This window comes from Streptomyces sp. NPDC045026 (assembly GCF_056432625.1).
Map to the genome: position 1 here is coordinate 69,551 of NZ_JBWKIS010000028.1, position 24,742 is coordinate 94,292.

24 protein-coding genes and 1 pseudogene are annotated in these 24,742 nt (G+C 71.5%); 14 read left to right on the forward strand and 11 right to left on the reverse strand.

Annotated features, from left to right (window positions below; translation table 11 throughout):
* Positions 1–18 precede the first annotated feature (18 nt).
* Positions 19–570: a hypothetical protein gene (locus AC07EJ_RS37660; RefSeq protein ID WP_389486729.1), complete on the forward strand. Its 552-nt coding sequence runs from the start codon at positions 19–21 to the stop codon at positions 568–570.
* Between the two features lie 684 nt (positions 571–1,254).
* On the opposite strand, the gene AC07EJ_RS37665 is transcribed toward AC07EJ_RS37660, so the two are convergent.
* Positions 1,255–1,896 (reverse strand): TetR/AcrR family transcriptional regulator, encoded by a 642-nt coding sequence (locus AC07EJ_RS37665; protein ID WP_478885944.1) that lies wholly within the window; start codon positions 1,894–1,896, stop codon positions 1,255–1,257.
* A gap of 160 nt (positions 1,897–2,056) precedes the next feature.
* Here AC07EJ_RS37665 and AC07EJ_RS37670 point away from each other — a divergent pair, with 160 nt between their 5' ends.
* Positions 2,057–3,319: an FAD-dependent monooxygenase gene (locus tag AC07EJ_RS37670; RefSeq protein WP_478885959.1), complete on the forward strand. Its 1,263-nt coding sequence runs from the start codon at positions 2,057–2,059 to the stop codon at positions 3,317–3,319.
* A 37-nt stretch (positions 3,320–3,356) separates the two neighbouring features.
* On the forward strand, positions 3,357–4,262 hold the full coding sequence (locus AC07EJ_RS37675) for a Gfo/Idh/MocA family protein (RefSeq protein WP_393584334.1): 906 nt from the start codon (positions 3,357–3,359) through the stop codon (positions 4,260–4,262).
* On the opposite strand, the gene lnt is transcribed toward AC07EJ_RS37675, so the two are convergent.
* Together lnt and AC07EJ_RS37685 are read right to left on the reverse strand one after the other, a co-directional pair.
* A complete protein-coding gene (gene lnt / locus AC07EJ_RS37680) occupies positions 4,186–5,769 on the reverse strand; it encodes an apolipoprotein N-acyltransferase (protein ID WP_389486767.1) in 1,584 nt (527 codons plus the stop codon). The two genes, AC07EJ_RS37675 and lnt, sit on opposite strands and share 77 nt — an antisense overlap.
* A 245-nt stretch (positions 5,770–6,014) precedes the next feature.
* Positions 6,015–6,512 (reverse strand): nuclear transport factor 2 family protein, encoded by a 498-nt coding sequence (locus tag AC07EJ_RS37685; RefSeq protein ID WP_389486735.1) that lies wholly within the window; start codon positions 6,510–6,512, stop codon positions 6,015–6,017.
* A gap of 85 nt (positions 6,513–6,597) precedes the next feature.
* Here AC07EJ_RS37685 and AC07EJ_RS37690 point away from each other — a divergent pair, with 85 nt between their 5' ends.
* The gene (locus tag AC07EJ_RS37690; RefSeq protein WP_389486737.1) at positions 6,598–7,236 is read left to right on the forward strand and encodes a maleylpyruvate isomerase N-terminal domain-containing protein; all 639 of its coding nucleotides are present in this window, start codon (positions 6,598–6,600) and stop codon (positions 7,234–7,236) included.
* Between the two features lie 50 nt (positions 7,237–7,286).
* On the opposite strand, the gene AC07EJ_RS37695 is transcribed toward AC07EJ_RS37690, so the two are convergent.
* The gene (locus AC07EJ_RS37695) at positions 7,287–7,463 is read right to left on the reverse strand and encodes a hypothetical protein (RefSeq protein ID WP_389486739.1); all 177 of its coding nucleotides are present in this window, start codon (positions 7,461–7,463) and stop codon (positions 7,287–7,289) included.
* Between the two features lie 483 nt (positions 7,464–7,946).
* On the opposite strand from AC07EJ_RS37695, the gene AC07EJ_RS37700 reads away from it, so the two are divergent.
* Positions 7,947–9,575: a TROVE domain-containing protein gene (locus tag AC07EJ_RS37700; RefSeq protein WP_478885945.1), complete on the forward strand. Its 1,629-nt coding sequence runs from the start codon at positions 7,947–7,949 to the stop codon at positions 9,573–9,575.
* Positions 9,576–9,612: 37 nt separating this feature from the next.
* On the opposite strand, the gene AC07EJ_RS37705 is transcribed toward AC07EJ_RS37700, so the two are convergent.
* Positions 9,613–10,488 (reverse strand): undecaprenyl-diphosphate phosphatase, encoded by an 876-nt coding sequence (locus AC07EJ_RS37705; RefSeq protein WP_389486741.1) that lies wholly within the window; start codon positions 10,486–10,488, stop codon positions 9,613–9,615.
* Between the two features lie 195 nt (positions 10,489–10,683).
* On the reverse strand, positions 10,684–11,154 hold the full coding sequence (locus tag AC07EJ_RS37710; RefSeq protein WP_389486743.1) for a winged helix-turn-helix transcriptional regulator: 471 nt from the start codon (positions 11,152–11,154) through the stop codon (positions 10,684–10,686).
* Between the two features lie 119 nt (positions 11,155–11,273).
* Between AC07EJ_RS37710 and AC07EJ_RS37715 the strand changes: the two genes are divergently transcribed.
* Positions 11,274–12,443 carry a thiolase family protein gene (locus AC07EJ_RS37715; RefSeq protein WP_389486745.1) on the forward strand — a complete coding sequence of 390 codons (1,170 nt, stop codon included), beginning with the start codon at positions 11,274–11,276 and terminating at the stop codon, positions 12,441–12,443.
* A gap of 49 nt (positions 12,444–12,492) precedes the next feature.
* Here the strand turns inward: AC07EJ_RS37715 and AC07EJ_RS37720 are convergent, their stop codons facing one another.
* Positions 12,493–13,218 (reverse strand): TVP38/TMEM64 family protein, encoded by a 726-nt coding sequence (locus AC07EJ_RS37720; RefSeq protein WP_389486747.1) that lies wholly within the window; start codon positions 13,216–13,218, stop codon positions 12,493–12,495.
* 50 nt (positions 13,219–13,268) lie between these two features.
* On the opposite strand from AC07EJ_RS37720, the gene AC07EJ_RS37725 reads away from it, so the two are divergent.
* The 4 genes from AC07EJ_RS37725 to AC07EJ_RS37740 all read left to right on the forward strand — a co-directional run bounded on the left by AC07EJ_RS37725 (position 13,269) and on the right by AC07EJ_RS37740 (position 17,325).
* A complete protein-coding gene (locus AC07EJ_RS37725) occupies positions 13,269–13,973 on the forward strand; it encodes a DNA alkylation repair protein (RefSeq protein WP_478885946.1) in 705 nt (234 codons plus the stop codon).
* A gap of 315 nt (positions 13,974–14,288) precedes the next feature.
* On the forward strand, positions 14,289–15,467 hold the full coding sequence (gene tuf, locus AC07EJ_RS37730; RefSeq protein WP_389486751.1) for an elongation factor Tu: 1,179 nt from the start codon (positions 14,289–14,291) through the stop codon (positions 15,465–15,467).
* An 88-nt stretch (positions 15,468–15,555) separates the two neighbouring features.
* A complete protein-coding gene (locus AC07EJ_RS37735) occupies positions 15,556–16,395 on the forward strand; it encodes a patatin-like phospholipase family protein (protein ID WP_478885947.1) in 840 nt (279 codons plus the stop codon).
* An 84-nt stretch (positions 16,396–16,479) separates the two neighbouring features.
* On the forward strand, positions 16,480–17,325 hold the full coding sequence (locus AC07EJ_RS37740; RefSeq protein WP_389486755.1) for a spermidine synthase: 846 nt from the start codon (positions 16,480–16,482) through the stop codon (positions 17,323–17,325).
* On the opposite strand, the gene AC07EJ_RS37745 is transcribed toward AC07EJ_RS37740, so the two are convergent.
* From AC07EJ_RS37745 to AC07EJ_RS37755, 3 genes are all read right to left on the reverse strand, one after another.
* Positions 17,287–18,591 (reverse strand): MFS transporter, encoded by a 1,305-nt coding sequence (locus AC07EJ_RS37745; RefSeq protein WP_478885948.1) that lies wholly within the window; start codon positions 18,589–18,591, stop codon positions 17,287–17,289. The genes AC07EJ_RS37740 and AC07EJ_RS37745 overlap by 39 nt on opposite strands.
* 163 nt (positions 18,592–18,754) lie before the next feature.
* Positions 18,755–19,792 carry a DUF8017 domain-containing protein gene (locus tag AC07EJ_RS37750; protein ID WP_389476930.1) on the reverse strand — a complete coding sequence of 346 codons (1,038 nt, stop codon included), beginning with the start codon at positions 19,790–19,792 and terminating at the stop codon, positions 18,755–18,757.
* 95 nt (positions 19,793–19,887) lie between these two features.
* Entirely contained in the window at positions 19,888–20,844 is a 957-nt protein-coding gene (locus tag AC07EJ_RS37755; protein ID WP_389476928.1) for a DUF8017 domain-containing protein, read from the reverse strand.
* A gap of 87 nt (positions 20,845–20,931) precedes the next feature.
* Between AC07EJ_RS37755 and AC07EJ_RS37760 the strand changes: the two genes are divergently transcribed.
* Positions 20,932–21,369, forward strand: coding sequence for a DUF4442 domain-containing protein (locus AC07EJ_RS37760; RefSeq protein WP_116500096.1), 438 nt, complete (start codon positions 20,932–20,934; stop codon positions 21,367–21,369).
* Between the two features lie 276 nt (positions 21,370–21,645).
* Positions 21,646–21,779: pseudogene (locus AC07EJ_RS37765) on the forward strand (IS5/IS1182 family transposase); the annotation flags it as partial.
* 519 nt (positions 21,780–22,298) lie between these two features.
* On the opposite strand, the gene AC07EJ_RS37770 reads toward AC07EJ_RS37765, so the two are convergent.
* Positions 22,299–22,511 carry a hypothetical protein gene (locus AC07EJ_RS37770; protein ID WP_389476926.1) on the reverse strand — a complete coding sequence of 71 codons (213 nt, stop codon included), beginning with the start codon at positions 22,509–22,511 and terminating at the stop codon, positions 22,299–22,301.
* A 560-nt stretch (positions 22,512–23,071) separates the two neighbouring features.
* Here AC07EJ_RS37770 and AC07EJ_RS37775 point away from each other — a divergent pair.
* Together AC07EJ_RS37775 and AC07EJ_RS37780 are read left to right on the forward strand one after the other, a co-directional pair.
* On the forward strand, positions 23,072–23,767 hold the full coding sequence (locus AC07EJ_RS37775; RefSeq protein ID WP_478885960.1) for an NAD(P)H-dependent flavin oxidoreductase: 696 nt from the start codon (positions 23,072–23,074) through the stop codon (positions 23,765–23,767).
* Positions 23,768–23,867: 100 nt separating this feature from the next.
* Entirely contained in the window at positions 23,868–24,311 is a 444-nt protein-coding gene (locus AC07EJ_RS37780; protein ID WP_478885949.1) for a VOC family protein, read from the forward strand.
* Positions 24,312–24,742: the final 431 nt, after the last annotated feature.

The window sequence follows — 24,742 nt, forward strand, 5'->3', positions numbered from 1 at the left end:
TACGAGCGTGGAGGACCTGTGGCGGAGCAGCGGGAGCAGGCGGCGGACGACGCCATGATGACCCGGATCGGGCAGGTGATCATGCTCCATCACGCCGGTGACCGCGAGGAGGCCAGGGACCGGTACCTGGGCCTGTGGGCGGAGATCGGAGAGGACGGCGACGCCCTCCACCGGTGCACGCTCGCGCACTACATGGCGGACGCCCAGGACGACCCGGACGACGAGCTGGCGTGGGACCTGCGGGCCCTGTCCGCTGCCGAGGGCCTGAGCGAGGCCCGGCTCGCACGCCACGAGCAGTCGCTCGCGGTCCGCGCGCTCTACCCCTCACTGCATCTCAATCTGGCGGCGGACTACGTGAAGCTGGGCCGCGGCGATGCGGCCCGCAGCCATCTGACGCAGGCGCGCGCGGTGGTGGGCGCGCTCGGGGACGACGGTTACGGGGACGGCGTACGGGCGGCCATCGCCCGGCTGGAACAGCGGGTCGCGGCGATGCCGCCCGGAGGCGGCGAGGGCCCGGGGCGCGGTTCCGCGGGGGGCGAGCCGCTGGGGCCGCCGAGACGAAGTTCGTAGGCGGCCGGCTCCTCATCGGTCCCCGCTCGGTCCGTCGGCCCCTTTGATTCGTCGCCAGGCCTAATTCGCCTCCCGTGTCATGCTCCGCCCCGCCTTACGCCTTACGCCTTACGCCTTAGGCCCTCTGCCCTCCGCCCGACTCACCCTCCATACGTCTCCCGGCAGATGCGGGCCTCGGGGCTGTCCGGGTTCCACTTGCCGTACTGGTTGCCCAGTGCGCACACATCGCCCGGGACGCCCGGTGCCGCGGGGGCCGCCGTGCGCGGGTGGCGCGGCGGAGGTGCCGCGGGGCGGGCCGCGTGGTCGGGGCCGGACCGTTGGGGTGCCTCATGGCGTGGCGGCTGGGGCGGGCGTGGCGGACGCGTGGGTTCGGGCGAGGGCGAGTGGGGCGGTGGCGTCCGGCCCATCCTGTCCAGCGCCTCCCGAGCCGGCGCCTGCACGACCTGGGGCTTCGCCCGGCCGTCGGGGCGAGGCGCCGCCGGAACGGCCGACGGGCCGGAGGACGCGGCCGGAGGCTCCGGCTGCCGTACGCTCACGCAACCGGACACCGCGGCGGCCGTGGCCGCAACCGTGAGCAGAAGCGCTGCTGAGGTGGTCGATCGATGCACCCGCGCCACTCTGGCGGCTACGGAGCCCCCTGGCGGGCCCGTCGGCCGATGATGCCCCGCACGGGTGACGCGCAGGTCAGGACGGGGACGAGTCGAGCATCCCGCGCAGCAGCTCCCCGAACCCCTCCCGCAGTCCCGCCAGGTCCGGGGCCGACGCGTGGAACGCCCCGGCCACGCACGAGAACATGATCCCCTCGGACCAGGCCACCAGGGACAGCGTGTGCCGCTCCGGATCCCGGGACCCCGCGGCCCGCAGCAGCGCGGTCAGTGGTTCGTGGAACTGCGCTCCCGTCGCGTCGAAGAACGCCCGCAGCTCCGGCCGCCGCGTCGCCTCCAGCGCCAACTCGTAACGACAGATGAGCAGTTGAGGGTGGTTCGTCAGATAGCGGTGCAGTGCGAGCGCCATGCCGTCGACGAGCGAGTCGATCCCGCCGGCCGGATCCGGCAGTTCGTCCACGGCGAGCACCCGTGACTCGCGCACGGCGAGGCGCCGAACCGTCGCCTCCAGGAGGGCGAGCCTGGTCCGGGCGTGGTTCGACGTCGACCCCTGCGGCAGGCCCGCCGCCTCGTCGACCGCGCGGTGCGTCAGGCCCCGCATCCCGCGCTCGGCGAGCAGATCGAGTGCCGCGTCGGCGATGACTTCGGAGCGAGGTGCGCCGGTGGTGCCAACGGCGCTGGTGGCGCCAGTGGTGCTGGTGGTGCTGGTGCGTGCGGACATGGTCACAACCTACCGCCGCAACTACAGGTGTAGTACGGTCGAGACCAAGCGCACTACAGGTGTAGTGAGCGCGGGCGGGCCGAGCCGGGCGTGGTGAGACGTGACGTAAGGGGTGCGAAGCATGACTGCCGAACCGACGGAATCGACGGTTCCCGCCGAACTGACCGATTCGACGGGCAAGACGCCGGCGCGACCGGAAGCACAGAGCGCCGCCGGCCGCGGGCGGCGGCCCCGCGCTGTCGTCGTGGGCGGCGGCATCGGCGGTCTCACCGCGGCCGTCGCGCTCCACCTGCGCGGCTGGCACGTCACCGTCCTGGAGCGGGCCGCCGAGCTGAAGCCCGTCGGATCAGGGATCTCCCTCGCCCCCAACGCGCAACGGGCCCTCGACGTCATCGGCCTCGGCGAGGAGATCCGGTCCCTCGCCGCCTGGGAGGGCGAGGGCGGCCTGCGCACCCCGAGCGGGCGCTGGCTCTCGCGCTCCGACGCGAAGGCCGCCGCCGAGCGCTTCGGCGGCTCCCTCGTGCTCCTGCACCGCGCGACCCTGATCGACAAGCTGGCGTCCCGTCTCCCCGACGGAGTCGTACGCACCGCGTCCGCGGCGGCCCTCGCCGACCCCGGCGTCGAGGGCGACCCGGGCCGCCCCGCCCGGGTGACCACTGCGGAAGGCGAATGCGAAGCGGAACTCGTCGTCGGCGCGGACGGCATCAGGTCCGCCGTGCGCACGGCCCTCTTCCCCGCCCACCCGGGCGCGGTCTACGCCGGGTTCACCACCTGGCGCCTCCTCGTCCCGCCCCTCGACAGGCCCTTCGCCCAGCACGAGACCTGGGGACGCGGCCGGATCTGGGGCACGCACCCCTTCGCGGACGGCACCGTCTACGCATACGGCGCCGCCGTCGAACCTGCCGGCGAATCCGCCCCCGACGGTGAGAAGGCCGAACTCCTGCGCCGCTTCGGCGACTGGCACGACCCGATCCCCGCGATCATCGACGCGGCCGCCCCGGACGAGATCCTGCGCCACGACGTCCACCACATCACCGGACCCCTGCCGGCCTTCCACCGCGGCCGGGTCGCGCTCCTCGGCGACGCGGCCCACGCCATGCCCCCGACCCTCGGCCAGGGCGGCAACCAGGCCATCGAGGACGCCGTCGTCCTCGCCCACCACGCCGACCCCGCACACCCCGACGCCCTCGGCCTGGCCGCGTACACCGCCGCACGCAGGCCGCGTACGACCGCGATCGCCCGCAAGGCCGTCGGCGTCGGCCGGGTGAACATGCTCAGGAACCGGCCCGCGATGGCGCTGCGCAACACGCTCATCGCCGCCCTCGACAGGACCGGACCCGCCGTCATGCTGCGCGGATTCGACGAGATCGCGGACTGGCGGCCCCCGCAGCGGCCGTATGCTGCCCAGACACAGAGGGCCTAGCCGGACACAGGCGGCCCGGGGCGAGGAGAAGACGGACGTGAAGGTCGGCTGCATCGGACTCGGAGACATCGCGCAGAAGGCGTATCTGCCGGTGCTCACCACTTTGCCGGGGGTCGAGCTGCACCTGCAGACCCGCACACCCGCGACGCTCCAGCGGGTCGGGGACACCCACCACATCCCTGCCGGGCACCGGCACACCGACCTGGACGCGCTGCTCGCGCAGGGGCTCGACGCGGCGTTCGTGCACGCGCCGACCGCCGTCCACCCCGAGATCGTGACGCGACTGCTCGAAGCGGGCGTCGCCACCTATGTCGACAAGCCGCTCGCGTACGAACTCGCCGACTCGCAGCGCCTCGTGCAGCTCGCCGAGGAGCGCGGGGTCAGCCTCACCGTCGGCTTCAACCGCCGTCACGCGCCCGGCTACACGCAGTGCGCCGAGCACCCGCGCGAGCTGATCCTGATGCAGAAGAACCGGATCGGGCTGCCCGAGGAGCCGCGCACGCTCGTCCTCGACGACTTCATCCATGTCGTCGACACCCTGCGCTACCTCGTGCCCGGACCGATCGACGACGTGTCCGTGCGCGCCCGGGTCGAGGACGGCCTGCTGCACCACGTGGTGCTCCAGCTCGGTGGGGACGGCTTCACGGCGATCGGCGTGATGAACCGGCTCAGCGGCTCGACCGAGGAGATCCTCGAGGTCTCGGGTCAGGACACCAAGCGGCAGGTCGTCAACCTCTCCGAAGTCATCGACCACAAGGGCCAGCCCACGGTGCGCCGCCGCGGCGACTGGGTGCCGGTGGCCCGCCAGCGCGGCATCGAGCAGGTGGTCCTCGGCTTCCTCGACGACGTGCGCGCGGGCAAGGTCCTCAGCGCCAAGGACGCGCTGGAGACGCATGTGCTGTGCGAGCAGGTCGTACGTGAGGTGCAGCGGTTCGCCGCCTGAACTGGCGGACGGCCTCGGACGCGCCCAGCAGGGCGAGCACGGTGACGGCCGCGTGCACCGGCCAGTCCCCGAACCGCACGTACAACGTCGTCCCGTGCGCCGTCGGCACCTCGTAGACCCGGGCCGCGCTCGCCGACGTGCCGAGCCACGGGCCGACGCGTGAACCGTCCGGGCCGTACACGGCGGACACCCCGGTCAGCGTCGCGTGCACCATCGGACGGCCCGTCTCCGCGGCGCGGACGGCCGCGAGGGACGCGTGCTGCTCGGGCGCCCAGCTGTGCTGGAACGTGGACGTGGAGGACTGCGCGAGCAGCACCTGCGCCCCGTCGCGCGTGAGGTGCCGCGTCATGTCGGGGAACGCCGACTCGAAGCACACGAGCGGGCCGATCCGCAGGTCGCTGTCCCGCGCGGACCGCGCGTCCATCACGACCTGCCGGGTCCCGCTCACCCGGTCCTCGCCCGCCGCCTTGCCGACCGACGTGGCCCAGCCGAGCAGGGCGCGCGCCGGGATGTACTCGCCGAAGGGGACGAGCCGCATCTTGTCGTAGCGCTGCCCCGTGAGGCCGTCCGGGCCCACCAGGACCGAGCTCTTGAAGATGCCGGGGGCGCCGCTGGAGGAGACGCGCCGCGCGTCCACGTTCACCAGGATGTCCGCGCCCACCTCGCGGGAGAGCACCGCGATCCGGCGCGCCAGGTCCGGCCGCTGCGTGAAGTCGAAGCCGACGCTGCTCTCGCCCCAGACCACCAGGTCGACGCCCTGCCCGGCCAGACCGCGGGTCAGCTGTTCCTCCCGGTCGAAGCGCTTCTCGCTGCTGTCGGCGCCGCCTATGGGGCCCGGCTGGACGACGGCGACGCTGACCCGGCCCGCCGGTTCGGGGCGCGGGGCCCAGGCCCAGGAGACCGTCGTCACCGTCGCCGTCACCAAAAGCCCCGCCACGGCGGGCGTACGGGCACCGCGTGCCACGAGAAGGACCGTGACCGCGGTGTTCACCCCCACGACGAGCAGGCTGACCAGCCACACCCCGCCCACCGACGCGACGCGCAGGGCGGGCTGCACCTGCCACTGACTCGACCCGATGAGCCCCCACGGGCCGCCCAACCCCTGCCAGGACCTGACCAGTTCGACCATCAGCCACGCCGACGGCACCGCGACCATGGCTGCCGCCGCCTGCCCACGCGTGGGCGTGCCGCCGAGCAGCCGCCGCAGGAGCCGGCCCCAGGGCGCCCACAGCGCGCCGAGCAGTGCCGCGATCACGACGGTGAACACATGCAGGCTAGGCAGCAGCCAGTGGTGCACCGACAGCATGAACCCGAGCCCGCCGAGCCAGCCGTCGAGGGCCGCCCGGCGCGGTGTAGGGGCCGAGCGGGCCAGCAGCATCCACGGCACCAGCGCGACGTACGCCAGCCACCACAGCGACGGCGCGGGGAAAGCGAGGGCGGGCAGGGCGCCCGCGGACACGGCGGCGACACCGCGCCACCAAGGGGACGCCGAGAGACGGGGAGCGATGGCTTTCCACGACACGGCGGGCGCCACCCACGACGCCGGCACCGCCGACGCCGGCACCGCCTGCGTCGTACTCGACGAGCACGACCGACCCTTCCCGCCCGACCCGTCCATGCGCCGCCTCCCTCGTCGTCCGACGCCCGGTACGTACTTTCAGTGTGCGCGCCGGGGACGATCTTTGACAGTGGGCGTCGGCGGGCGCACGGTGCACGGCTCGGTGGACTGCGGGCGTCGGAGCGGCACGCGCGTCAGGACGCGCCGGCCGCGGCGCCCTCCGTGCGGCGCCACTTCTCGTGCACCGTCACCCCGCGCAGCCGCCAGCCCGTGTGCGTGCGCACCAGCGCGAAGGCGTAGCGGCCGCCGCACACGAAGTCGGGTGCTCCGGAGGGCGCATCCGATGCGGAAGCTGTGCCGTCTCCGGCGAACCGCATCGGATTGATGTAGTCCGCCTGCACTTCGGCCGTGTCGCCGGTGTCGTTGTCGAGGCGGCCGAAGCGCAGGCGCCGGTTGACGATCAGATGCTGGCGCATCGGGAACAGCGCCATCGTCCGGGTCAGCCACTCGGTGATCTCGGCCGCACTGCCCTCGATGCCGCCGGCCCGCCGGTAGTCGGCGCGCCCGTCCGGACTGAAGAGTCCGCGGTACGCCGTCCAGTCCCCGTCGTCCACGGACACCGCGTAGTCGGTGATCAGCTCCTCGATGGCGAGTCGGTCCATCACGGTGGCGAGTTCTACGCGCTGTGTCATTGAGTCAGTCTTGGGTACCGGAACCGCAGATCCAAGGGGCGCGACGGGGGAGAGCCGCGACAGTGATCATTGGTACCTTCTCGGCATGTCCCCGGAGAGCACCTCACAGACCGCCGCCGACGACCTCGCGCACTCCGTGCGGCTCGTGGTCGACACCTTCGGCCGGGCCCCGGCCGCCGACTGGAGCGCCAAGGCCGGCTCGCTGGAGTGGGACTGCTGGGAGACGGCCGAGCACCTGGCCGACGACCTGTTCGCGTACGCCGCCCAACTCGGCCCGTCGAAGCCGCCGTTGGACACCGAGGTGCCGTTCGACTGGACGCGCCGCAGGCCGGGCGGCCCCGCGAACGTCATCTTCGCGAACCGCGACGCGGGCCCGGCGGGACTGCTCCAGGTGCTCGACGCGAGCGGCGCCCTGCTGGTCGCGATGGTGCGGACGGCTGAGCCCGAGACGCGCTCCCACCATGCCTTCGGTCTCTCGGACCCCGCGGGCTTCGGCGCGATGGGCGTCGTGGAGACACTCGTCCACGCGCAGGACATCGCCGAGGGCCTCGGCCTCGACTGGACCCCGCCCGACAGCCTCTGCGCCCGGGCGCTCGCCCGGCTGTTCCCCGACGCGCCACAGGGCGACGATCCCTGGCCCACGTTGCTGTGGGCGACGGGGCGCGGTGAACTGCCCGGCAGGGAGCGGCTCACGTCCTGGCGCTGGAACGCCGAAGTCCGCTGACGGGCCGACACGGACCGGCGAGTCGGTAGGGCAGGGGGATTGACGGGTCGTCAGGCCGCGGCCTCGACGACCTCCGTACGGACCGCGACCGCCCACTCGGTGACGAGTCGTGCGTACTGTGCGCGCTGCTCGGTGGAGAGCCGGCCACCCGCGCGCAACCACAACCCGCGGATCTGCTCGTTGACTTCCTCGGCAGACCGCACGGAATCCGAACACTTAAGCGGCATGCGGTAAGGCTAGGGTGCATGCCGCCCACTGGGAACCCTAAGCGACGGAACATATTCGCCAAGTGATCGTAAACATCGATCAGTTGGCCGTCAGCCCCCGGCAAGGGCCGTCGGGGGAGGGCTCGTGTTCGGACCGGCCCGCGAAAAACCAGGTGGCGGCGTCGCGTCCCGTCACTACAGTTGCAGCATGCCCAGGTGCGAAGGAGCGGGTTACTTCCACTGTCAATGGGGTGGTCGCGGGTTCGAGTCCCGTCGTCGGCTTCGGGCCGGCGTAGCTCAGTCGGTAGAGCACCTTGTACCTGCACCGATCTGGATCTCTGGGCAGCACACGTCACGCACCTCCCGGTGCGCAGGTCCGCGGCTACTTCTTGTGGTGAACGCACGCCGCGGACCGATCTGATCTCGGGAGGCACCCAGCAGCGCCGCGACCCGGCTCGCCGTGCCCGCGCGCGGTGCCTCCCCTCCACAGAGAGGGGCCGCCTCATGGCACGCTTCAACACCCGCGGCACCCGCCCGGTGGGCCGGTCGCCGATCGCCACCGTGACGGGCGAGCGGGCGCGCACGCACGAGGGCGCGAGCGGATACCTGCGCGACGCGCGCAGCGAACTGTTCCTGCTCGCCGTCTCGAACCTCGTCACCACCGACGCCTTCTACGAGCCCGCGGACGACCGCGACGACCGGTACAGCACCCTCGTACGGCAGCTCGCCGTGGAGGACCCCGAGTGGACCGCGGGCCTGCTCGGCTGGCTGCGCGGCGAGGGAAACATGCGGACCGCCGCGCTCGTCGGCGCCGCCGAGTTCGTCAGGGCCCGCATCGACGCGGGCGAGCCCGGCCACTCCCGGCAGGTCGTCGACGCCGTCCTCCAGCGCGCCGACGAGCCGGGCGAGCTGCTCGGCTACTGGACCGCGCGGTACGGTCGGCGCCTGCCGAAGCCGGTGAAGCGCGGCATCGCCGACGCCGTCCGGCGGCTCTACAACGAGCGCTCCCTCCTCAAGTACGACACCGACTCCAAGGGTTACCGGTTCGGTGACGTCCTCAACCTCACGCACCCGGCGCCCGCCGCCGACAAGCCTTGGCAGGGCGAACTGTTCCAGCACGCCCTCGACCGCCGGCACGGCAACGCCGAGGAGACCCCGGAGCGGCTGCGCACCCTGCGCGCCCGCGAGCGGCTCATGCGCGTACCGGTGGAGGAGCGCCACGCGCTGATCACCACGGACACCGGCCGGCTCGCCGAGGCGGCCATGACGTGGGAGTCGCTCGCGGGCTGGCTGCAGCGGCCGATGGACGCGGCGGCGTGGGAGGCGATCATCCCGTCCATGGGGCTGATGGCTCTCGCGCGGAACCTGCGCAACTTCGACGAGGCCGGTGTCTCGGACGAGGTCGCGCAGCGAGTGGCGGCGCGGTTCGCCGACCTGGAGGAGGTGCGCCGCTCGCGCATGTTCCCCTTCCGCTTCTGGGCCGCGTACAAGCACGCCCCGTCGCTGCGCTGGGGGCACGCTCTGGAGCGGGCGCTCGCTCACTCGCTGGCCGGTGTGCCCGCGCTGCCCGGCCGCTCGCTGATCCTGGTGGACCGGTCGCCGTCGATGTTCCCCGGCTACGGATACTCGACGCCGCACCGCTCGGACATCCCGCTCGCCGAGCAGGCGGCTGTGTTCGGCGCCGCGCTCGCCCTGCGCGCGGAGGCGCCGACGCTCGTCGAGTTCGGGATGGAGAGCCGGCGCCTCACCCACCCGAGCGGCGGCAGTGTGCTGCGGCTCGTCGAGAAGTTCGGACAGATCTCCGGCACGGACATCCCGACCGCGGTGAAGAAGCACTACGGCGGGCACGACCGGGTGGTCGTCGTCACCGACGAGCAGACCCGGCCGGGCTGGTTCCCGTCGAACGCCCAGGACTACGGCGGCATGGCCGAGACCGAGATCGACGCGCTCGTCCCGAGGGATGTGCCCGTCTACATGTGGAACATGGCCGGATACAAGGTGGGCGCGACCCCTTCGGGCGGCGCGCACCGGCACGCGTTCGGCGGCCTCACCGACCAGGCGTTCCGCCTGATTCCGCTCATCGAGCGGGGCGGCGACGCGCGCTGGCCGTGGGAGAAGGCGCGGGAGAGGTGAGTGAGGGATGGTCCCGTCCGGCTCCGGCCGGGCGGGGTCAGCCCGCCGACTCCCCGGCGTGCGGGCTCAGGACGCCCGCTGTCACCAGCGCGATCAGCACGATCCCGAGCAGGATCCGGTAGTAGACGAACGGCATGAAGCTCTTGCTCGAGATGAACTTCATGAACCACGCGATGACGGCGTACCCGACCCCGAAAGCGATGATCGTCGCGAAGATGGTCGGGCCCCAGGAGACGGAACCGTCCGCCCCGGCGTCCTTCACCTCGAAGAGTCCGGAGGCGAGGACCGCGGGGATCGCGAGGAGGAACGAGTATCGGGCCGCGGCCTCACGGGTGTACCCCATGAGGAGGCCGCCGCTGATGGTCGCTCCGGAGCGCGAGACTCCGGGGATCAGGGCCAGGGCCTGGCAGGCGCCGTAGATCAGACCGTCCTTGACGCTCAGGTCCTTGAGGCCCTTGCGCTCCCGCACCGCGCGGTGCTTGCCGCCGACCTCGTCGCGGGCGGCACGACGGTCCGCGATTCCGAGGATGACGCCCATCACGATGAGGGTCGTCGCGGTCAGGCGCAGATCGCGGAACGGGCCCTCGATCTGGTCCTTGAACGTGACACCGAGGACGCCGATCGGAATCGAGCCCACGATCACGAGCCAGCCCATCTGCGCGTCGTGATCGCTGCGCAGTGCCTTGTTCGTGAGGGAGCGGAACCACGCGGAGATGATGCGCGCGATGTCCTTGCGGAAGTAGATCACCACCGCCGTCTCCGTGCCGAGCTGGGTGATCGCCGTGAACGCGGCTCCCGGGTCGTGCCAGCCCGCGAACGCCGCGGTCAGCCGCAGATGCGCGCTCGACGAGATGGGCAGGAACTCGGTCAGCCCCTGGACGAGTCCGAGGATGAATGATTCGAACCAAGACATGAAGTTACGCGATCCAAGTGCTGACGTGAGCTGACCGCAGACGCGCAGGCCAGAGGCGGACACGGAGGAAGGACGGGCGGGCGGGCGAGGCCGTACGGGTCAAAGAGGTACGGGAGTGGAAGGGCGCCCGCCGTGGGGCAGCGTAGCGCCCTTGTGTGAAGAGATGACGAGAGGGCCTCTCCGCTCGGGAGGCGGCTACGCCGCGGCCGGGCCCGCCGTGGTCCAGCCCGGGGCCTGCGGATGGGCGCTCAGGTCCTCGTGGCGGACGGGGTCGCCGCACGCGGAGCACGTCACGACGGGGACCAGTTCGTTGCCGCAGGTGTGCTCGATCACCATGGGGCGGTCGCCGTCGTCGCGCAGATGACGGTCGCCCCACGCCATGAGGGTCATGAGGACCGGCTCCAGTTCGAGCCCCGCCGTGGTGGGCCGGTACTCGAAGCGCTGCGGGCGCTCCTGATAGGCGACCTTCTTGAGGATGCCCGCGTCGACGAGGCGGCGCAGGCGCGTCGCCAGGATGTCGCGCGGCGCCCCGATATTGCGCACCAGCTGGTCGAAGCGCCCGTTGCCGAGGCAGACCTCGCGCAGGACCAGGAAGGAGTGCTTCTCGCCGACCACGGCCAGCGTGTCGGCGATCGAGCAGGGGCGCGGGTCCTTGGCAGCTGGCATGCGCATCAGTGTAAGGGAGGGTTTGCTTTTCCAACCTACGGGGTTATGGTGAGTTCAGTTTTCCTACTCACTGGTAATCGGCGCCGGGCGCCGACCCGTCGGCCAAGGAGGCCCGCACCATGCGTGACGCAGTCATCGTCGAAGCCGTACGCACCCCCGTCGGCAAGGGCAAGCCGAACGGGTCGCTGGCTCACGTCCACCCCGTCGAACTCCTCGCCCACACCCTGCGCACCCTCGTCCACCGTGCGGGTATCGACCCCGCCCAGATCGACGACGTCATCGGCGGCACGGTGGACCAGGTCGCCGAGCAGGCCATGAACACCACCCGGTACGCCGTCCTGTCGGCGGGCTTCCCGGAGTCCGTCCCCGCCACGACCGTCGACCGTCAGTGCGGCTCGTCCCAGCAGGCCGTGCACTTCGCCGCGCAGGGCGTCATCTCCGGCGCCTACGACATGGTGATCGCCGGCGGTGTGGAGTCCATGAGCCGCGTACCGATGTGGTCGAACGTGCCCGAGGGCGCCGACCCGTTCGGCCCCGGCGTCGCCGAGCGCTACCCGGAAGGGCTGGTCCCGCAGGGCGTCAGCGCCGAGCTGATCGCCGCCAAGTGGTCGCTGTCCCGCGAGGCGATGGATGCCTACGCCGTCGCGTCGCACCGCAAGGCCGCCGAGGCCTGGGCGAACGGGCTCTTCGACGCCGAGGTCGCCCCCCTCGAAGGCGTCACCCGCGACGAGTCCGTGCGCCCCGGCACCACCGCCGAGATCCTCGCCGGGCTCAAGCCCGCCTACTACGACCCGCACTTCGGCGAGCGCTTCCCGCAGATCGACTGGTCGGTGACCGCGGGCAACGCGAGCCCCATCAACGACGGCGCCTCCGCCGTCCTCATCACCACGAGCGAGAACGCGGCCCGGCTCGGCCTGCGCCCGCTCGCCCGCCTCCACAGCTTCGCCGTCACGGGCTCGGACCCGCTCCTGATGCTGACCGGCGTCATCCCCGCCACCGAGAAGGTGCTGCGCAAGGCGGGTCTCGACCTGGGCGACATCGACCTGTTCGAGGTCAACGAGGCGTTCGCGGCCGTCGTCCTCGCCTGGCTCCAGGAGACCGGCGCCGACCCGGCGAAGCTGAACGTGCACGGCGGCGCCATCGCGCTCGGCCACCCGCTCGGTGCGAGCGGCACCCGTCTGATGACGACCCTCGTCCACGCGATGCGCGCCCGCGGCGCACGCTACGCACTCCAGACGATGTGCGAGGCCGGCGGACTCGCCAACGCGACCGTCCTGGAAGCGCTCTGAGCTTTCCGGCGCTCTGAGTTATCCAGCCTTCTGAGTTTTCAGGGGTACGTCAGCCGCGGAGGCTGTGGCGCTTGCACCACGCGACCACCGCGGCCGCGAGCCCGGTCAGTGCGATGAAACCCATCGCGATCAGGAACACGGGCGACGTCGGCGTCGAGGCCCTGGCCCCGGCGACGACGTACGCCGCCGTATTGGGGACCGAGCCGAGCGCCGTGGCGAGCAGGAACGGTGCCCACCGCATGCGCGAGACCGCGGCGCAGTAGTTGGCCGCCCAGAACGGCACCCCCGGGAAGAGCCGCGCCGCCAGCATCGACCGGAAGCCGTGCCGGCTGAGCTGCCCGTCCGCCGCCTTCAGCCAGCGGCCGCGTACGAGAGGGCGCAGCGCCTCCTGGCCGAGCACCCGGCCGAGCCCGAACGCCATGCCGGCGCCGAGCACCGTCCCGCCGAGCGCCGACAGGGTGCCGAGCTGCGAACCGAACAGTGCGCCCGCCGCGAGATTCAGCAGCGGCCGCGGCACGAAGGCCACCGTGCACAGCCCGTAGGCGACACCGAACAGGACGACCGCGGTGGCGCCGCTCATCTGGGGCGGCCAGCCGTCCGCCAGCAGTTTCTGCGGCTGGAGGAGCAACACCATGGCCCCGCCCGCGGCGAGCAGCGCCACCAGGAGCGACAGCCGCGACCAGGGCGAGAGCAGGACTCTGGTGCAGCGCAGGGCAAGGCCCGCCGGCCGGGCGGCGGCGAGTCCCTCGGGACGGGTCGCGACGGTGTCGGGCATCCGGGGAGACTAACCGACCCATATGTATGTTCGCCGTAGGGTTGTGTCGCATGACCGTCACAGTCCCGCGCAGCGCGCTGGCCGACACCCTGCTGGAGCGGCTCACCGCCGTGTACCCCACGGCGGCCGACCCCGAGCGGGCCGGGCAGATGCGCGCGTACATGAAGGACGTGGCCCCCTTCCTCGGTCTCACCACCCCCGTCCGCCGCGCCCTCTCGCGCACCGTCCTCGAGGGGACCCCGCGCCCCGACGAGAGCGACTGCGTCGCGCTCGCGCTGCGCTGCTGGGAGCTGCCCGAGCGCGAGTACGCGTACTTCGCGGCCGACTACCTGCGCCGGTACGCGGGCCGCTGCTCATCCGGCTTCCTGCCTGTCGCCCGGCACCTCGTGTCGACGGTCCCGTGGTGGGACACCGTCGACCTGTTCGCCGCGCACGTCGTCGGCGCGCTCGTCGCGGCCGACCCGCACCTGGCGAAGGACATGGACGCGTGGATCGAGGACGACGACCTGTGGATCGCCCGCACCGCGCTCCTGCACCAGCTCCGCCGCAAGGAGACGACCGACACGGACAGACTCTTCGGCTACTGCCTGCGCCAGGCGCCGCACCCCGACTTCTTCATCCGCAAGGCCATCGGCTGGTGCCTGCGTGAGTACGCGAAGACCGACCCCGATGCTGTACGTTCCTTCGTCGCCGCCCATAGGGGCCGCCTCGCGCCTCTGTCGGTGCGCGAGGCCCTGAAGAGCATCGGCCCCTGAACTCCCTTACGCCCCACGGGAGACCGGGCCGCGCCGCCCGCCGGAAAACCATTCGACCTGCGCCGTTCCGTAGGCCATGATCGGCGTCATGTTCCGGTACGCCTTCCCCGCAGCCACGTCCGCAGTCGCGGACGCTGCGAAGGCTGCCGTCTTCCTGGCCGCCGCAGCAGACGGCGCCCGAAGCTGACCCTCTCCGGACATTCCGGCGGACCCCGCAGGGGGAGGGTCGGCAGGACTCCGGGGTCCCCGCCTCATCAAGGAGGCCATCACACCCTGTTCCGCTGAGGAACACGTTCCGGGAGGAACCGCCCAGTCATGCCCAAGACGGCATACGTGCGCACCAAGCCGCACCTCAACATCGGCACCATGGGTCACGTCGACCACGGCAAGACGACCCTCACCGCTGCCATCACCAAGGTCCTCGCCGAGCGCGGCGCCGGCACGTTCGTGCCCTTCGACCGCATCGACCGCGCCCCGGAGGAGGCCGCCCGCGGCATCACCATCAACATCGCGCACGTCGAGTACGAGACCGACACCCGCCACTACGCGCACGTCGACATGCCCGGCCACGCCGACTACGTCAAGAACATGGTCACCGGGGCCGCGCAGCTCGACGGGGCGATCCTCGTCGTCTCCGCGCTCGACGGGATCATGCCGCAGACCGCCGAGCACGTCCTGCTCGCCCGCCAGGTCGGCGTCGACCACATCGTCGTCGCGCTCAACAAGGCGGACGCGGGCGACGAGGAGCTCACCGACCTCGTCGAGCTCGAGGTCCGCGAACTGCTCTCCGCGCACGGGTACGGCGGCGACTCCGTCCCCGTGGTGCGGGTCTCCGGGCTCAAGGCCCTTGAGGGCGACCCCCGTTGGACCGGGGCGATCGACGCGCTGCTCGACGCCGTGGACACGTATGTGCCCATGCCCGAGCGGTACGTGGACGCGCCGTTCCTGTTGCCGGTGGAGAACGTGCTCACCATCACCGGGCGCGGCACGGTCGTCACCGGGGCCGTCGAGCGCGGCAGCGTGCGGGTCGGCGACCGCGTCGAGATCTTCGGGGCGGACACCGACGCGACGGCGACCGTGGTCACCGGTCTGGAGACCTTCGGCAAGCCCATGGAGGAGGCGCAGGCCGGGGACAACGTGGCGCTGCTGCTGCGCGGAGTGCCCCGCGACGCGGTCCGCCGCGGCGACGTCGTCGCGGCGCCGGGCAGCGTCGTCCCAACCCGCCGCTTCACGGCCCAGGTGTACGTCCTCTCGGCGGCCGAGGGCGGCCGTACGACACCGGTCGCCACCGGCTACCGCCCGCAGTTCTACCTGCGGACCGCGGACGTCGTCGGTGACGTCGACCTCGGCGAGAGCGCCGTAGCCCGGCCCGGGGACACCGTCACGATGACGGTCGAGCTCGGCCGTGACATGCCCCTGGAGGCGGGCCTCGGCTTCGCGATCCGCGAGGGCGGGCGCACGGTCGGCGCGGGCACCGTCAGCTCCGTCGGCTGAGCCGCACCGCCCGCCTCCCGCACCCCGCGGGAGGCGGGCGGTCGCATGTCGGCCACACTGGACGCCGGGGTCGGCAAGGAGGTCTCAAGTGGCGTGCAGGGCACTCGTACTCGGGGGTGGCGGCCTCTCGGGCATCGGCTGGATCTCCGGAATCCTGTACGGACTCGCCGAGGCCGGCGCCGATCTGTGGGACGCCGACACCGTGATCGGCACCTCCGCGGGCTCCGTCGTCGGCGCCCAGCTCACCTCCGGCCGCCTGACCCCCGCCGAGCTGTACGAACGCCAACTCGCCGCGCCCGTAGGGGAGATCGCCGGGCACCTGGGTCCCGCCGCCACCCTCCGTCACGCCCGCGCGGCGCTCTCCTCCCGTACGCCGGAGGACTTCGGCCGCAAGGTGGGGCACATCGCGCTGGCCGCCGACACCCCGGACGAGGCGACGCGCCGCGAGGTCATCGCGGGGCGGCTCGTCTCCCACAGCTGGCCCGAGCGGCCGCTCCTGGTGACGGCGGTACGGGCGACGACCGGCGAGTTCCGCGTCCTCGACCGAGCCAGCGGCATCGGCCTGGTCGACGCCGTCGCGGCCAGCTGCGCCGTGCCGGGCGTCTGGCCGCCGGTCACGATCGAGGATGGCCGCTGGATCGACGGCGGCGTCCGCTCCCCGGCCAACGCGCACCTTGCCGAAGGCCACGACCGCATCGTGATCATCGCCCCGATCGGCACGGGTGGCGGCACCCTCGAATCGGCCCGCGCCCAGGCGGAACGCCTCAGCGCGGGCGGGGCGAGGGTCACCCTCATTACCCCGAACCGCACCACGAGGAAGGCGATGGGCCACAACAGCCTCGACCCGTCCCACCGCGCACCGTCGGCCCGCGCGGGCCGGGAACAGGCGGCGGCACACGTGGAGGGTGTGGCGGAGGTGTGGGGCTGAGAAACGCTCCGCCGACTGCCGCACGGCACCGGATGTCCTCGCTGCCCGGCACTCCCCACCCCCACCACCCGGCACAATGGACGCGTGGACGAGCCGATACCCGTGACCAGGACCGTCGATCACGGCACCGCCAAGTTGATGCCCGACGTGGACCGGCGCAGGGCCTGGCTGCTCACGGTCGACGGGGCTCCGCAGTCGTACGTTGATCTGGACGCGCCCGAGCACCTCGAATTCGAGTACGCGCGTCGGCTCGGCCACGTCCTCGACTGCGTGGCCGAAGCCGGGAAGCCGCTCGACGTGCTGCACCTGGGCGGTGGCGCGCTCACCCTGCCGCGCTATGCGGCGGCGACGCGGCCGGGCTCACGTCAGGACGTGATCGAGGCCGACAGCGGGCTGCTCGCCCTGGTCGCCGAACACCTGCCCGTCCCCGACGGCGCCGGGATCACCGTCCACGGGGCCGACGCCCGCGCCTGGCTCGAGTCGGCCGACGCGGACAGCGCCGACGTGCTGGTGGCGGACGTCTTCGGCGGCTCCCGCGTCCCGGCCCACCTGACCACCGTGGCCTACGCCGAGGCCGCCGAGCGGGTCCTGCGCCCCACGGGCGTCTACGCGGCGAACCTCGCGGACGGCGCGCCTTTCCACTTCCTCCGCTCCCAACTCGCCACGTTCTCCGCGGTGTTCGAGCATCTCGCGCTGATCGCTGAGCCCGCCGTGCTGCGCGGCAGGCGCTTCGGGAACACGGTCCTCGTGGCCTCCCACGAAGAGCTCGACATCGAGGCGCTCGCCCGGCGCGCCGCTGCCGACGTGTTCCCGGCCCGCGTCGAGCACGGCGCTCAGCTGCGCCGCTTCACCGGCGGCGCGAAGCCCGTACGGGACGAGGACGCGGTGCCGTCACCCCAGCCGCCCGGCGGCTCCTTCGGCATCGGCTGAGACGAGTTCCGGCGCGAGCTGTTCGGCGGCGTCGGGGCGGCGCGTCAGCCGGCGTACCTCCGGCACGAACAGGACCGCGCCCGTGGCCACGACGACGAGCGCCGCGCAGCCCCACAGAGCGGGCGCCAGGCCGAAGGCCGCCTCCGCGGGGCCCGCGAGTGCCGTGGCGACCGGCACCATCGCGACGGAGCCGAACCAGTCGTACGCGGAGACCCGGGAGAGCTTGTCCTCCGGGATCTCCTGGTGCAGCGCCGTCATCCAGGAGACGCTGAACACCTCGATCGTCACGCCGCTCACGAACATCACGCAGATCAGCACGCCGAGCGGTACAGGAACCGCGAGCGCCGCCGAGGGCAGTGCCAGCGGGAACACGCACAGGGTCCCGGCGAGCAGCAGCCGCCGTGGCCTCCACCGCATCATCAGGAACGCCCCGGAGACGGTCCCGACGCCGAAGGCGCCGAGGGCCAGGCCCCAGGGTCCGGGTCCGCCGAGGGAGTCGCGCGCGACGAGCGGGCCGAAGACCGCGTCGGCGGCGCCGACCACCGCGACCACGACGGAGAACTGGGCCACGATCCCCCACAGCCACGGCCGGCTGACGAACTCCTGCCAGCCGTCCCGCATATCGGCGAGGAGGCCGCCGCCGGGCTCACGCGGCGCGATGTGGCTGACGTCGAGGAACGAGCGCAGGGCCCCCGCCACCGCGAACGCGACCGCGTCCACGGCGAGCACCCAGCCGGGTCCGACGGCCGCGACCATCGCACCGCCGAGCGCCGCGCCGCCCACGGCCGCGCCCGACATCGCCATGCGGAAGAGGGCGAAGGCGCGGCCGGCCTGATCCTTGGTGACCGACGACATCAGCATGCCTTCGGCCGCGGGGTTGAAGAAGGCCTGCCCGGTGCCGCCCAGCGCGCTGAGCAGCATCATCTGCCACAGCTCTGGCCTGCCCGTCAGGACGAGCAGCGCGAAGGCGCCCTGGGAGAGGAAGTTGAGCGCGTTGGCCGCGACCATCACGTGGTGGCGCGGCAGCCGGTCGGCGACGGCTCCGCCGACGAGCAGGAACAGCACGAGCGTCAGGGTGCGTGACGCGGCGACGAGGCCGACGTCCCCGCCGTCGCCCCCCGTCTCGAGCACCGCGAACGCGGACGCGATCAGCGCGCCGTTGCTGCCGAGGGTCGTCACGAACGCCGCCAACGCCAGCAGGCTGTAGTTGCGGCCCGCCCACGCGGGTCGGCGGGGTCTGAGCGGGGAGGCGGCAGGAGAGGTCACTGAGGGACTATCGCCGCAGCTGACGCGACTTGCCAAACCGATTGTTACCTGAGTGGCCCGGCGGCAGGGGGCGCGGCCGACCACGTCCACAACTACCGACGCCGCTGCACAGCGTCCGGCCTGCCCGGTGAAGGGCAGGCCGGACGCTGTGCAGCGGTACGGCTCAGTCCACGCTGGGCTCGCCCTGGAGGCGGACGGTGCTGAGGATCTTCTGCACCGTGGCCTCCGGGACCTCGTCCTTCACGCCCGTGGCGCCGTAGAACGTCCAGGAGACGAAGTCGCCCTGGGAGTTCTTGAAGGCGAACACGGTGGCCTTGCCGTCCGTGTCGCACTTGCCCGTCTTCGGCACGCCGGACGACTTGGTCGTCGCCACGCTGCCCTTGACGCCGGAGGCGGTCGTGAAGTCCTTCGGCTTACCGATCGTCAGGAGCTTCTTCGAGGAGTTCTTCTGGTCGGTGTAGCCGCCGAACACCCACCACGCCGAGTCGTTGCGCGCGACGTCCTGGGTGTTCTTGGCGCCGTTCTGCCCCTTGGTGCCCGCACCTGCCAGGGCGCTGTCATCCACGTTGCCGTCCTTGTCGTCGTCGGACGTGCACCACTTCTCCTTGAGGAAGGCGGGTGCGGACATCGTGATGAGGGGCTTGCCGGTCTCGTCCTTCGCGTCCTCGAAGCCGGTGATCACGCCGTCCGACTTGACGACCCAGTCCGCCGGTACGTCGAACGCGGTCCCGTACTTGGGGTTCACGACGACCTGCCAGCCCGGAATGGTCGCCTTCGGCGCGTTCGACGGGTCGCGCGGGTTCACGGTTTCGCTCGCGTCGGCGCTGGGGTCCTGGGAGGCGGACTTCTTGGGGGGCTTGGACGGCTTCGAGTCCGCCTTGTCCTCCTTGTCGCCCCCGATCACGAGGAACGCGGTCACGCCGGCGGCGACCACGACGGCCGCGGCCGCGACGATCGCGGTGATCTTCGTCTTGTTGCCGCCGCCGTTGCCGCTCGGCGGCTGGGGAGCGCCGAGCGGGACCGTCGGGGCGCCCCACTGCCCGGGAGGCTGCTGCCCGGGCTGCTGCTGGTACGGGTTGGGCTGCTGCTGGTAGCCCGGCTGCTGATAGGGGTTGGGCTGTTGCTGGTACCCCGGCTGCTGGTACGGATTCTGGTCCTGCGGGTTCTGCTCGCCCCCGGGCGGCTGCTGTCCTGGCCACATGGCGCACAACAATAGAGGTCCCGGCAGCCGTCGGCACCGTCGCCCTGTACCGGACGTGCAACGGTTCGCCGGCGGCCTCGACACCGCGCCGCGTGTCAGGAGTCGCTGACGTCCACGAGCCGCACCGTGCTGACGATCTTCCTGACCGTTGCGTCGGGCACCTCGTCCTTGACGCCCGTGGGCCCGACGAACGACCAGGACGCGAAGTCGCCGTCGGCGTCCTTGAAGGCGAACACGGCGGCCTTGCCGTCGGAGGAGCACTTGCCGTGCTTCTTCTGCGTCACGCCCGTCGAAGAGGCGGTCACCAGACTGCCGGTGAGACCGGACGCAGTGGTGTACGGCTCCGCCGGCTTCGTGGTGATGCTCTTCTTGTCGGGCTGCGCGTACGCGCCGTAGACCCACATCGTGGCGTCCGCGGTGGCGGCGTCCTGCGTGCTCTTGGCCCCGTTGTTGCCCCGCGACCCGGTCGCGCCGAGGGAGCTCTCCTCCTCGTTGCCGTCCTTGTCGTCGTCGGACACGCACCACTTCTCGTTGAGGAACGCCGGGTTCCTCATGGCGATGAGAGGCTTCTCCGCCGGGTCGCCGTCCTTGGAGACCCAGTTGACCCAGCCGTTCGACTTCACCAGCCACGTGGCGGGAACGTCGAACGCCAGACCGTGGTCGCTGTTCACCACGGTCTTCCAGCCGTGCACGGTGGGCTCCACCGCGCCGCCCGCGCGCGGGTTGCCGGTCGCGCTCGACGCGGCTGCCGAGGGATTGGTGGGGCCGGGTCCGGCCTTGTCGTCCTTCTTGTCCTTGTCGCCGCCGAGGACGACCACCCCGGTCACCACGGACGCGACGACGACCACGGCCGCGGCCACGACGGCGATGAGAGCCGTCCGTCCCCGCTTCGGCGGTTCGGGCGACGGCTGCGGTGAACCGGCGGGAATCGTCGGCGCGTTCCAGACCTGCTGTCCGGACTGCTGCGGATACGGGTTCGGCTGCTGGTACGGATTCGGTTGGCGGCCCTGCGGGTTCTGCTCGCCCCCGGGACCCTGCTCTCCTGGCCACATGGCGAGCAACGATAGAGCCACCTCCGGGCCGAGGATGGCCAAGGTCGCTACTCGTGGGTAACATCTCGGACCATGAGCGCTGACCAGATGTCGATCGGCGAGATGCTCGCCGCCACCGTGCCGATGGCCCGGACCCTGAACATCGAATTCCTCGAGACCACGCCGGAGAAGGCCGTAGTGGCCCTGCCGGACCAGAGTGAGTACCACAACCACGTCGGCGGACCGCACGCCGGAGCGATGTTCACGCTCGGCGAGTCCGCGAGCGGCGCGATCGTCCTCGCCGCCTTCGGGGACCAGCTGTCGCGGGCGGTGCCGCTCGCGGTACGCGCCGACATCGCGTACAAGAAGCTCGCCATGGGCCCCGTCACGGCGACGGCCACGCTCGGCCGTCCGGCCGCCGACGTGGTCGCCGAGCTCGACGCGGGGGAGCGCCCCGAGTTCCCGGTGACGGTCGCGATCCAGCGCGCCGACGGTGCGGTGACGGGCGAAATGACCGTCGTCTGGACCCTGCGCCCCAACGGCTGACGGAACTACCTGGGTGAACGCTGCTCTCTGGCGCAAGTATTTTGCAGCCAGGGAGCCGCCAGGGAGATCTTTTACGAGTCTCCCGCGAATCGAGCATTCATCGCAGCCCTGCCCCGGCCGTCCGCCTCGGGCATTATGTGCGCGTAGATCTTCAGCGTGACCGACGGATCTGCATGCCCAAGCCACTTCGACACCGCCGCGATCATCTACGTACTGGTCAGCGGTTGCGCCTGGCGGGCGTTGCCGCCCTGTTCTGGGGTGTCGAAGCCGACGGTGCCCCGGCTGGACGATGCCGGCCTCGTCGATGTCTCCCGTGCCGTGCTGGACTCCGCGCACGTGCGGGCAACAAAGGGGGCCGACACACAGGTCCGAGCCTCGTGGACCGGGGCAAGCCGGGTTCCAAGATGCACGCGGGGGAGTGGGGCGCATCTGTCTGCCTGGAAGGCAGGTCCACATGTCCTGCTGGGTGCCTCAGCGGTCCTGGCGGTTGGCGAAGTAGCTCACGACGATGGCGACACCGAGAACCCCCACGCCGAATATGACCGCGGCTGTCCCCAGCCCTTTCCCACCGGTCGCAGAACGCACCCCGCCGGCGAGTCCGCCGACGGCCATGCACGCTCCGAGGACGAGCGTCCGTGAGCTCCTGGGTTTCAACCAATGCCGCAGGTCCGGGCGGCGTCGACCGCGCGGAGGCGGCCCGGCGGAGTGCGTCACTGGTACCTCACCTTTGCGGGTTCTGCGGGGGCCTCCACATCGGTATCACCCGGCTCCTTGTTCGTACCTGGCGGGGTGTAGTAGAAGTCGATGCCTGTCGCTACCAGGGAGGCCGGCAAACCGAAGACCTTTCCGCCGAACTTGCGCGAGCCGATCAAGGGATCGCGACCGCCCATCGTCAGTACCCCCGATGGGTGGCCGGCGGCGAAGGTGGTTCACGCCGCTTCGTAGTGGTGCGCCCGGCCGCCGTGCCACTTCACCCACGACGGATCCTCGAGCAGGTCCTCCGCGTCCGGCAGGCCGGCGCGGCGCAGGAACTCGATGACGTCCCCATCCGAGTAGGCGAGGCCGAGGATCTGTCCGCGCGCGGTTACCCGCCGGCCGCCCGTGCCGAGCGGCGGGTGCACGATGATCGGCGCCATGGCCATATGTCCATGGTCACCCGAATGGCCGGAGCGTGCATGCGGTACGGGCGTCGGACTCGGAGGATTTCCGCAGAGCCCCGCCCGTCTCCCTTCCGTCCTTCCGGCCGGGCTCGATTGATGGCGATTCTTGAGATTGACCATGTCTACTCGCCGCCGCAATCGGTCTGGTTTTCAAGGGAGTGGGGAGTTTCAGTGAGCCCTGCGGGCGAAGCCGGCGGGCCGCCCGCTGTATTGCTAGTTGGTCGGGTTCGCTACTTTCGTTAACGTAATCCCGTGCTGCGTACGAGATTCACCGAAATGTTCGGAATCAATTACCCGGTGATGGCGGCTCCTATGAGCTTGCACAGCGGCTGGACACTCGCCGCCGCTGTTTCCGCCGCCGCGGGCTCGGCTCCTTCGGGGGTACGCATCCCTGGAAGGGACCTGACTGGATCCGCGCGCAGATCGCGACCATTCGCGCCACGACGGACCGACCGTTCGGGGTCGGCTTCATCACGCCGTTCCTCCCCTTCAGTGAGCCGCATTTCGACGCCGCACTGGAGGAGCGGCCAGAGATCATCGCGCTGTCGTTCGCCAACCCCCAGCCGTGGCTTGCTCGAGCCAAGGACGCGGGAGCCCGGGTGATGTGCCAAGTCCAGACCTACGATGACGCGGAGACGGCCGTCGCCGCGGGCACCGATGTCCTCGTGGCGCAGGGCAACGAGGCTGGCGGCCACACCGGGACGATGGGCCTGCTGCCGTTCCTGGCCGGGATCGTAAGGCGTTATCCCGATGTACCGGTACTGGCCGCAGGAGGCGTTGCCGACGGCCGAACACTCGCGGCGGTCCTCACCGTCGGTGCGGACGGCGCCTGGCTGGGGACGGCATTTCTCGCCACGCCGGAGGCGGTCGAGGTACACGACGTCCACAAGCGCCTGATCGTCGAGAGCGATGGCGGCGACACCGTATGGACGCGGGCCTACGACATCGCGTCGGGGCTGCCCTGGCCGGCGACCATCGGCACACGCGTCCGCCGCAATCGGTTCACCGACGAGTGGTCAGGACGTGAGGCCACGCTGCAGGACCGCAAAGAGGAGTTAGCGCCCGCGGAGGACGCCAACCCCTTCGAGGCCCCACCCGACCTCGACACGAGCGAGATCCTCTACGGCCAGTCGGCGACCTTCGTCGACGCCGTCCGCCCCGCTGCGGACGTGGTTCGGACGATCAGTGACGAGGCCAAGGCAATCCTGGCCTCGCGGCCTCGGTCCCTGCTGCGCTGACTGAGAGTGTGAACGCGAGGGCGGCTCTCCAGGGCCGCGGCTCTTGTCTCGTAACGGGCAGGATGGCGGGTTGAGTTGTGCGGCTGAGAAAGGAATCCCGATGTCCGTTCACTACCAGCTGGTGATCGACTGCGCCGACCCTGACCGCCAGGCCCACTTCTGGGCCGCCGCACTGGGCTATGAACTCGCACCGCCCCCATCCGGTTTCGCCACATGGGACGACTACTACCGTGACCTGGGGCTGCCCGAAGAAGCGTTGACCGGCGGCGCGGACCGGATCAGCGACCCGCAGGGCGGTGGGCCGGCCATCTGGTTCCATGTGGTCCCGGACGCGAAGGCCGTGAAGAACCGGCTGCACATCGACATCCACGCCAGCGGCGACCGGACAGACCCGATCGAGACGCGGAAGAAGCGAGTGGATGCCGAAGCCGACCGCCTGACGGGCTTGGGCGCCCTCATCACGGTTGTCATGCACAAGGAAGGAATCAATCACTACGCGGTCGGAATGCGGGACCCCGAAGGGAACGAGTTCGACATCAACTGACCAGAGCTCGGCGACAACCAACGTGCTGTGCCATCCCACACAGGCCAGGCAACCAAGGACCGCAGGTGTCAACCATCGTTCTTCGGCTCACGGGGGGCGGTCGCCTCGGAAGCCCGCGACGCGCCCGCTCCGCGCGAACCGATCCGCGCCTGCCGCGCATGCATCCTCGCCATGGAAGCCGGCCAACGCGCGGCAGCCGAGGGGGCGAACATTGAGTACGAGCCAGGGCGTGCCGTCGAGATGCTGGGGCAGGCACGCCGGGAAGCCGGCGTTGCTGCTGGTCCGCGAACTCTGGAGTTCAAAAGACCGTCGTCTGGACCCTGCGCCCCAACGACTGAGCCGGACATCTCCGTTTCCCCTGAACGGGTAGGCTGCCCGGCGTGGGCACCCGGAGGAGCGCACGCCGGGCACACGCCCACCAACACGGGAGG

Excerpts from the sequence above, each read along its gene's own strand:
- AC07EJ_RS37760 (WP_116500096.1), top strand. The coding sequence starts at position 20,932 with ATGTCGATCGGCGAGATGCTCGCCGCCACCGTGCCGATGGCCCGGACC.
- AC07EJ_RS37770 (WP_389476926.1), bottom strand. The coding sequence starts at position 22,511 with ATGGCCATGGCGCCGATCATCGTGCACCCGCCGCTCGGCACGGGCGGC.
- AC07EJ_RS37710 (WP_389486743.1), bottom strand. The coding sequence starts at position 11,154 with ATGCCAGCTGCCAAGGACCCGCGCCCCTGCTCGATCGCCGACACGCTG.
- AC07EJ_RS37780 (WP_478885949.1), top strand. The coding sequence starts at position 23,868 with ATGTCCGTTCACTACCAGCTGGTGATCGACTGCGCCGACCCTGACCGC.
- AC07EJ_RS37720 (WP_389486747.1), bottom strand. The coding sequence starts at position 13,218 with ATGCCCGACACCGTCGCGACCCGTCCCGAGGGACTCGCCGCCGCCCGG.
- AC07EJ_RS37725 (WP_478885946.1), top strand. The coding sequence starts at position 13,269 with ATGACCGTCACAGTCCCGCGCAGCGCGCTGGCCGACACCCTGCTGGAG.
- AC07EJ_RS37715 (WP_389486745.1), top strand. The coding sequence starts at position 11,274 with ATGCGTGACGCAGTCATCGTCGAAGCCGTACGCACCCCCGTCGGCAAG.
- AC07EJ_RS37685 (WP_389486735.1), bottom strand. The coding sequence starts at position 6,512 with ATGACACAGCGCGTAGAACTCGCCACCGTGATGGACCGACTCGCCATC.
- AC07EJ_RS37755 (WP_389476928.1), bottom strand. The coding sequence starts at position 20,844 with ATGTGGCCAGGAGAGCAGGGTCCCGGGGGCGAGCAGAACCCGCAGGGC.
- AC07EJ_RS37750 (WP_389476930.1), bottom strand. The coding sequence starts at position 19,792 with ATGTGGCCAGGACAGCAGCCGCCCGGGGGCGAGCAGAACCCGCAGGAC.
- AC07EJ_RS37705 (WP_389486741.1), bottom strand. The coding sequence starts at position 10,488 with ATGTCTTGGTTCGAATCATTCATCCTCGGACTCGTCCAGGGGCTGACC.
- AC07EJ_RS37700 (WP_478885945.1), top strand. The coding sequence starts at position 7,947 with ATGGCACGCTTCAACACCCGCGGCACCCGCCCGGTGGGCCGGTCGCCG.
- AC07EJ_RS37695 (WP_389486739.1), bottom strand. The coding sequence starts at position 7,463 with ATGCCGCTTAAGTGTTCGGATTCCGTGCGGTCTGCCGAGGAAGTCAAC.
- AC07EJ_RS37690 (WP_389486737.1), top strand. The coding sequence starts at position 6,598 with ATGTCCCCGGAGAGCACCTCACAGACCGCCGCCGACGACCTCGCGCAC.
- tuf (WP_389486751.1), top strand. The coding sequence starts at position 14,289 with ATGCCCAAGACGGCATACGTGCGCACCAAGCCGCACCTCAACATCGGC.
- AC07EJ_RS37665 (WP_478885944.1), bottom strand. The coding sequence starts at position 1,896 with ATGTCCGCACGCACCAGCACCACCAGCACCACTGGCGCCACCAGCGCC.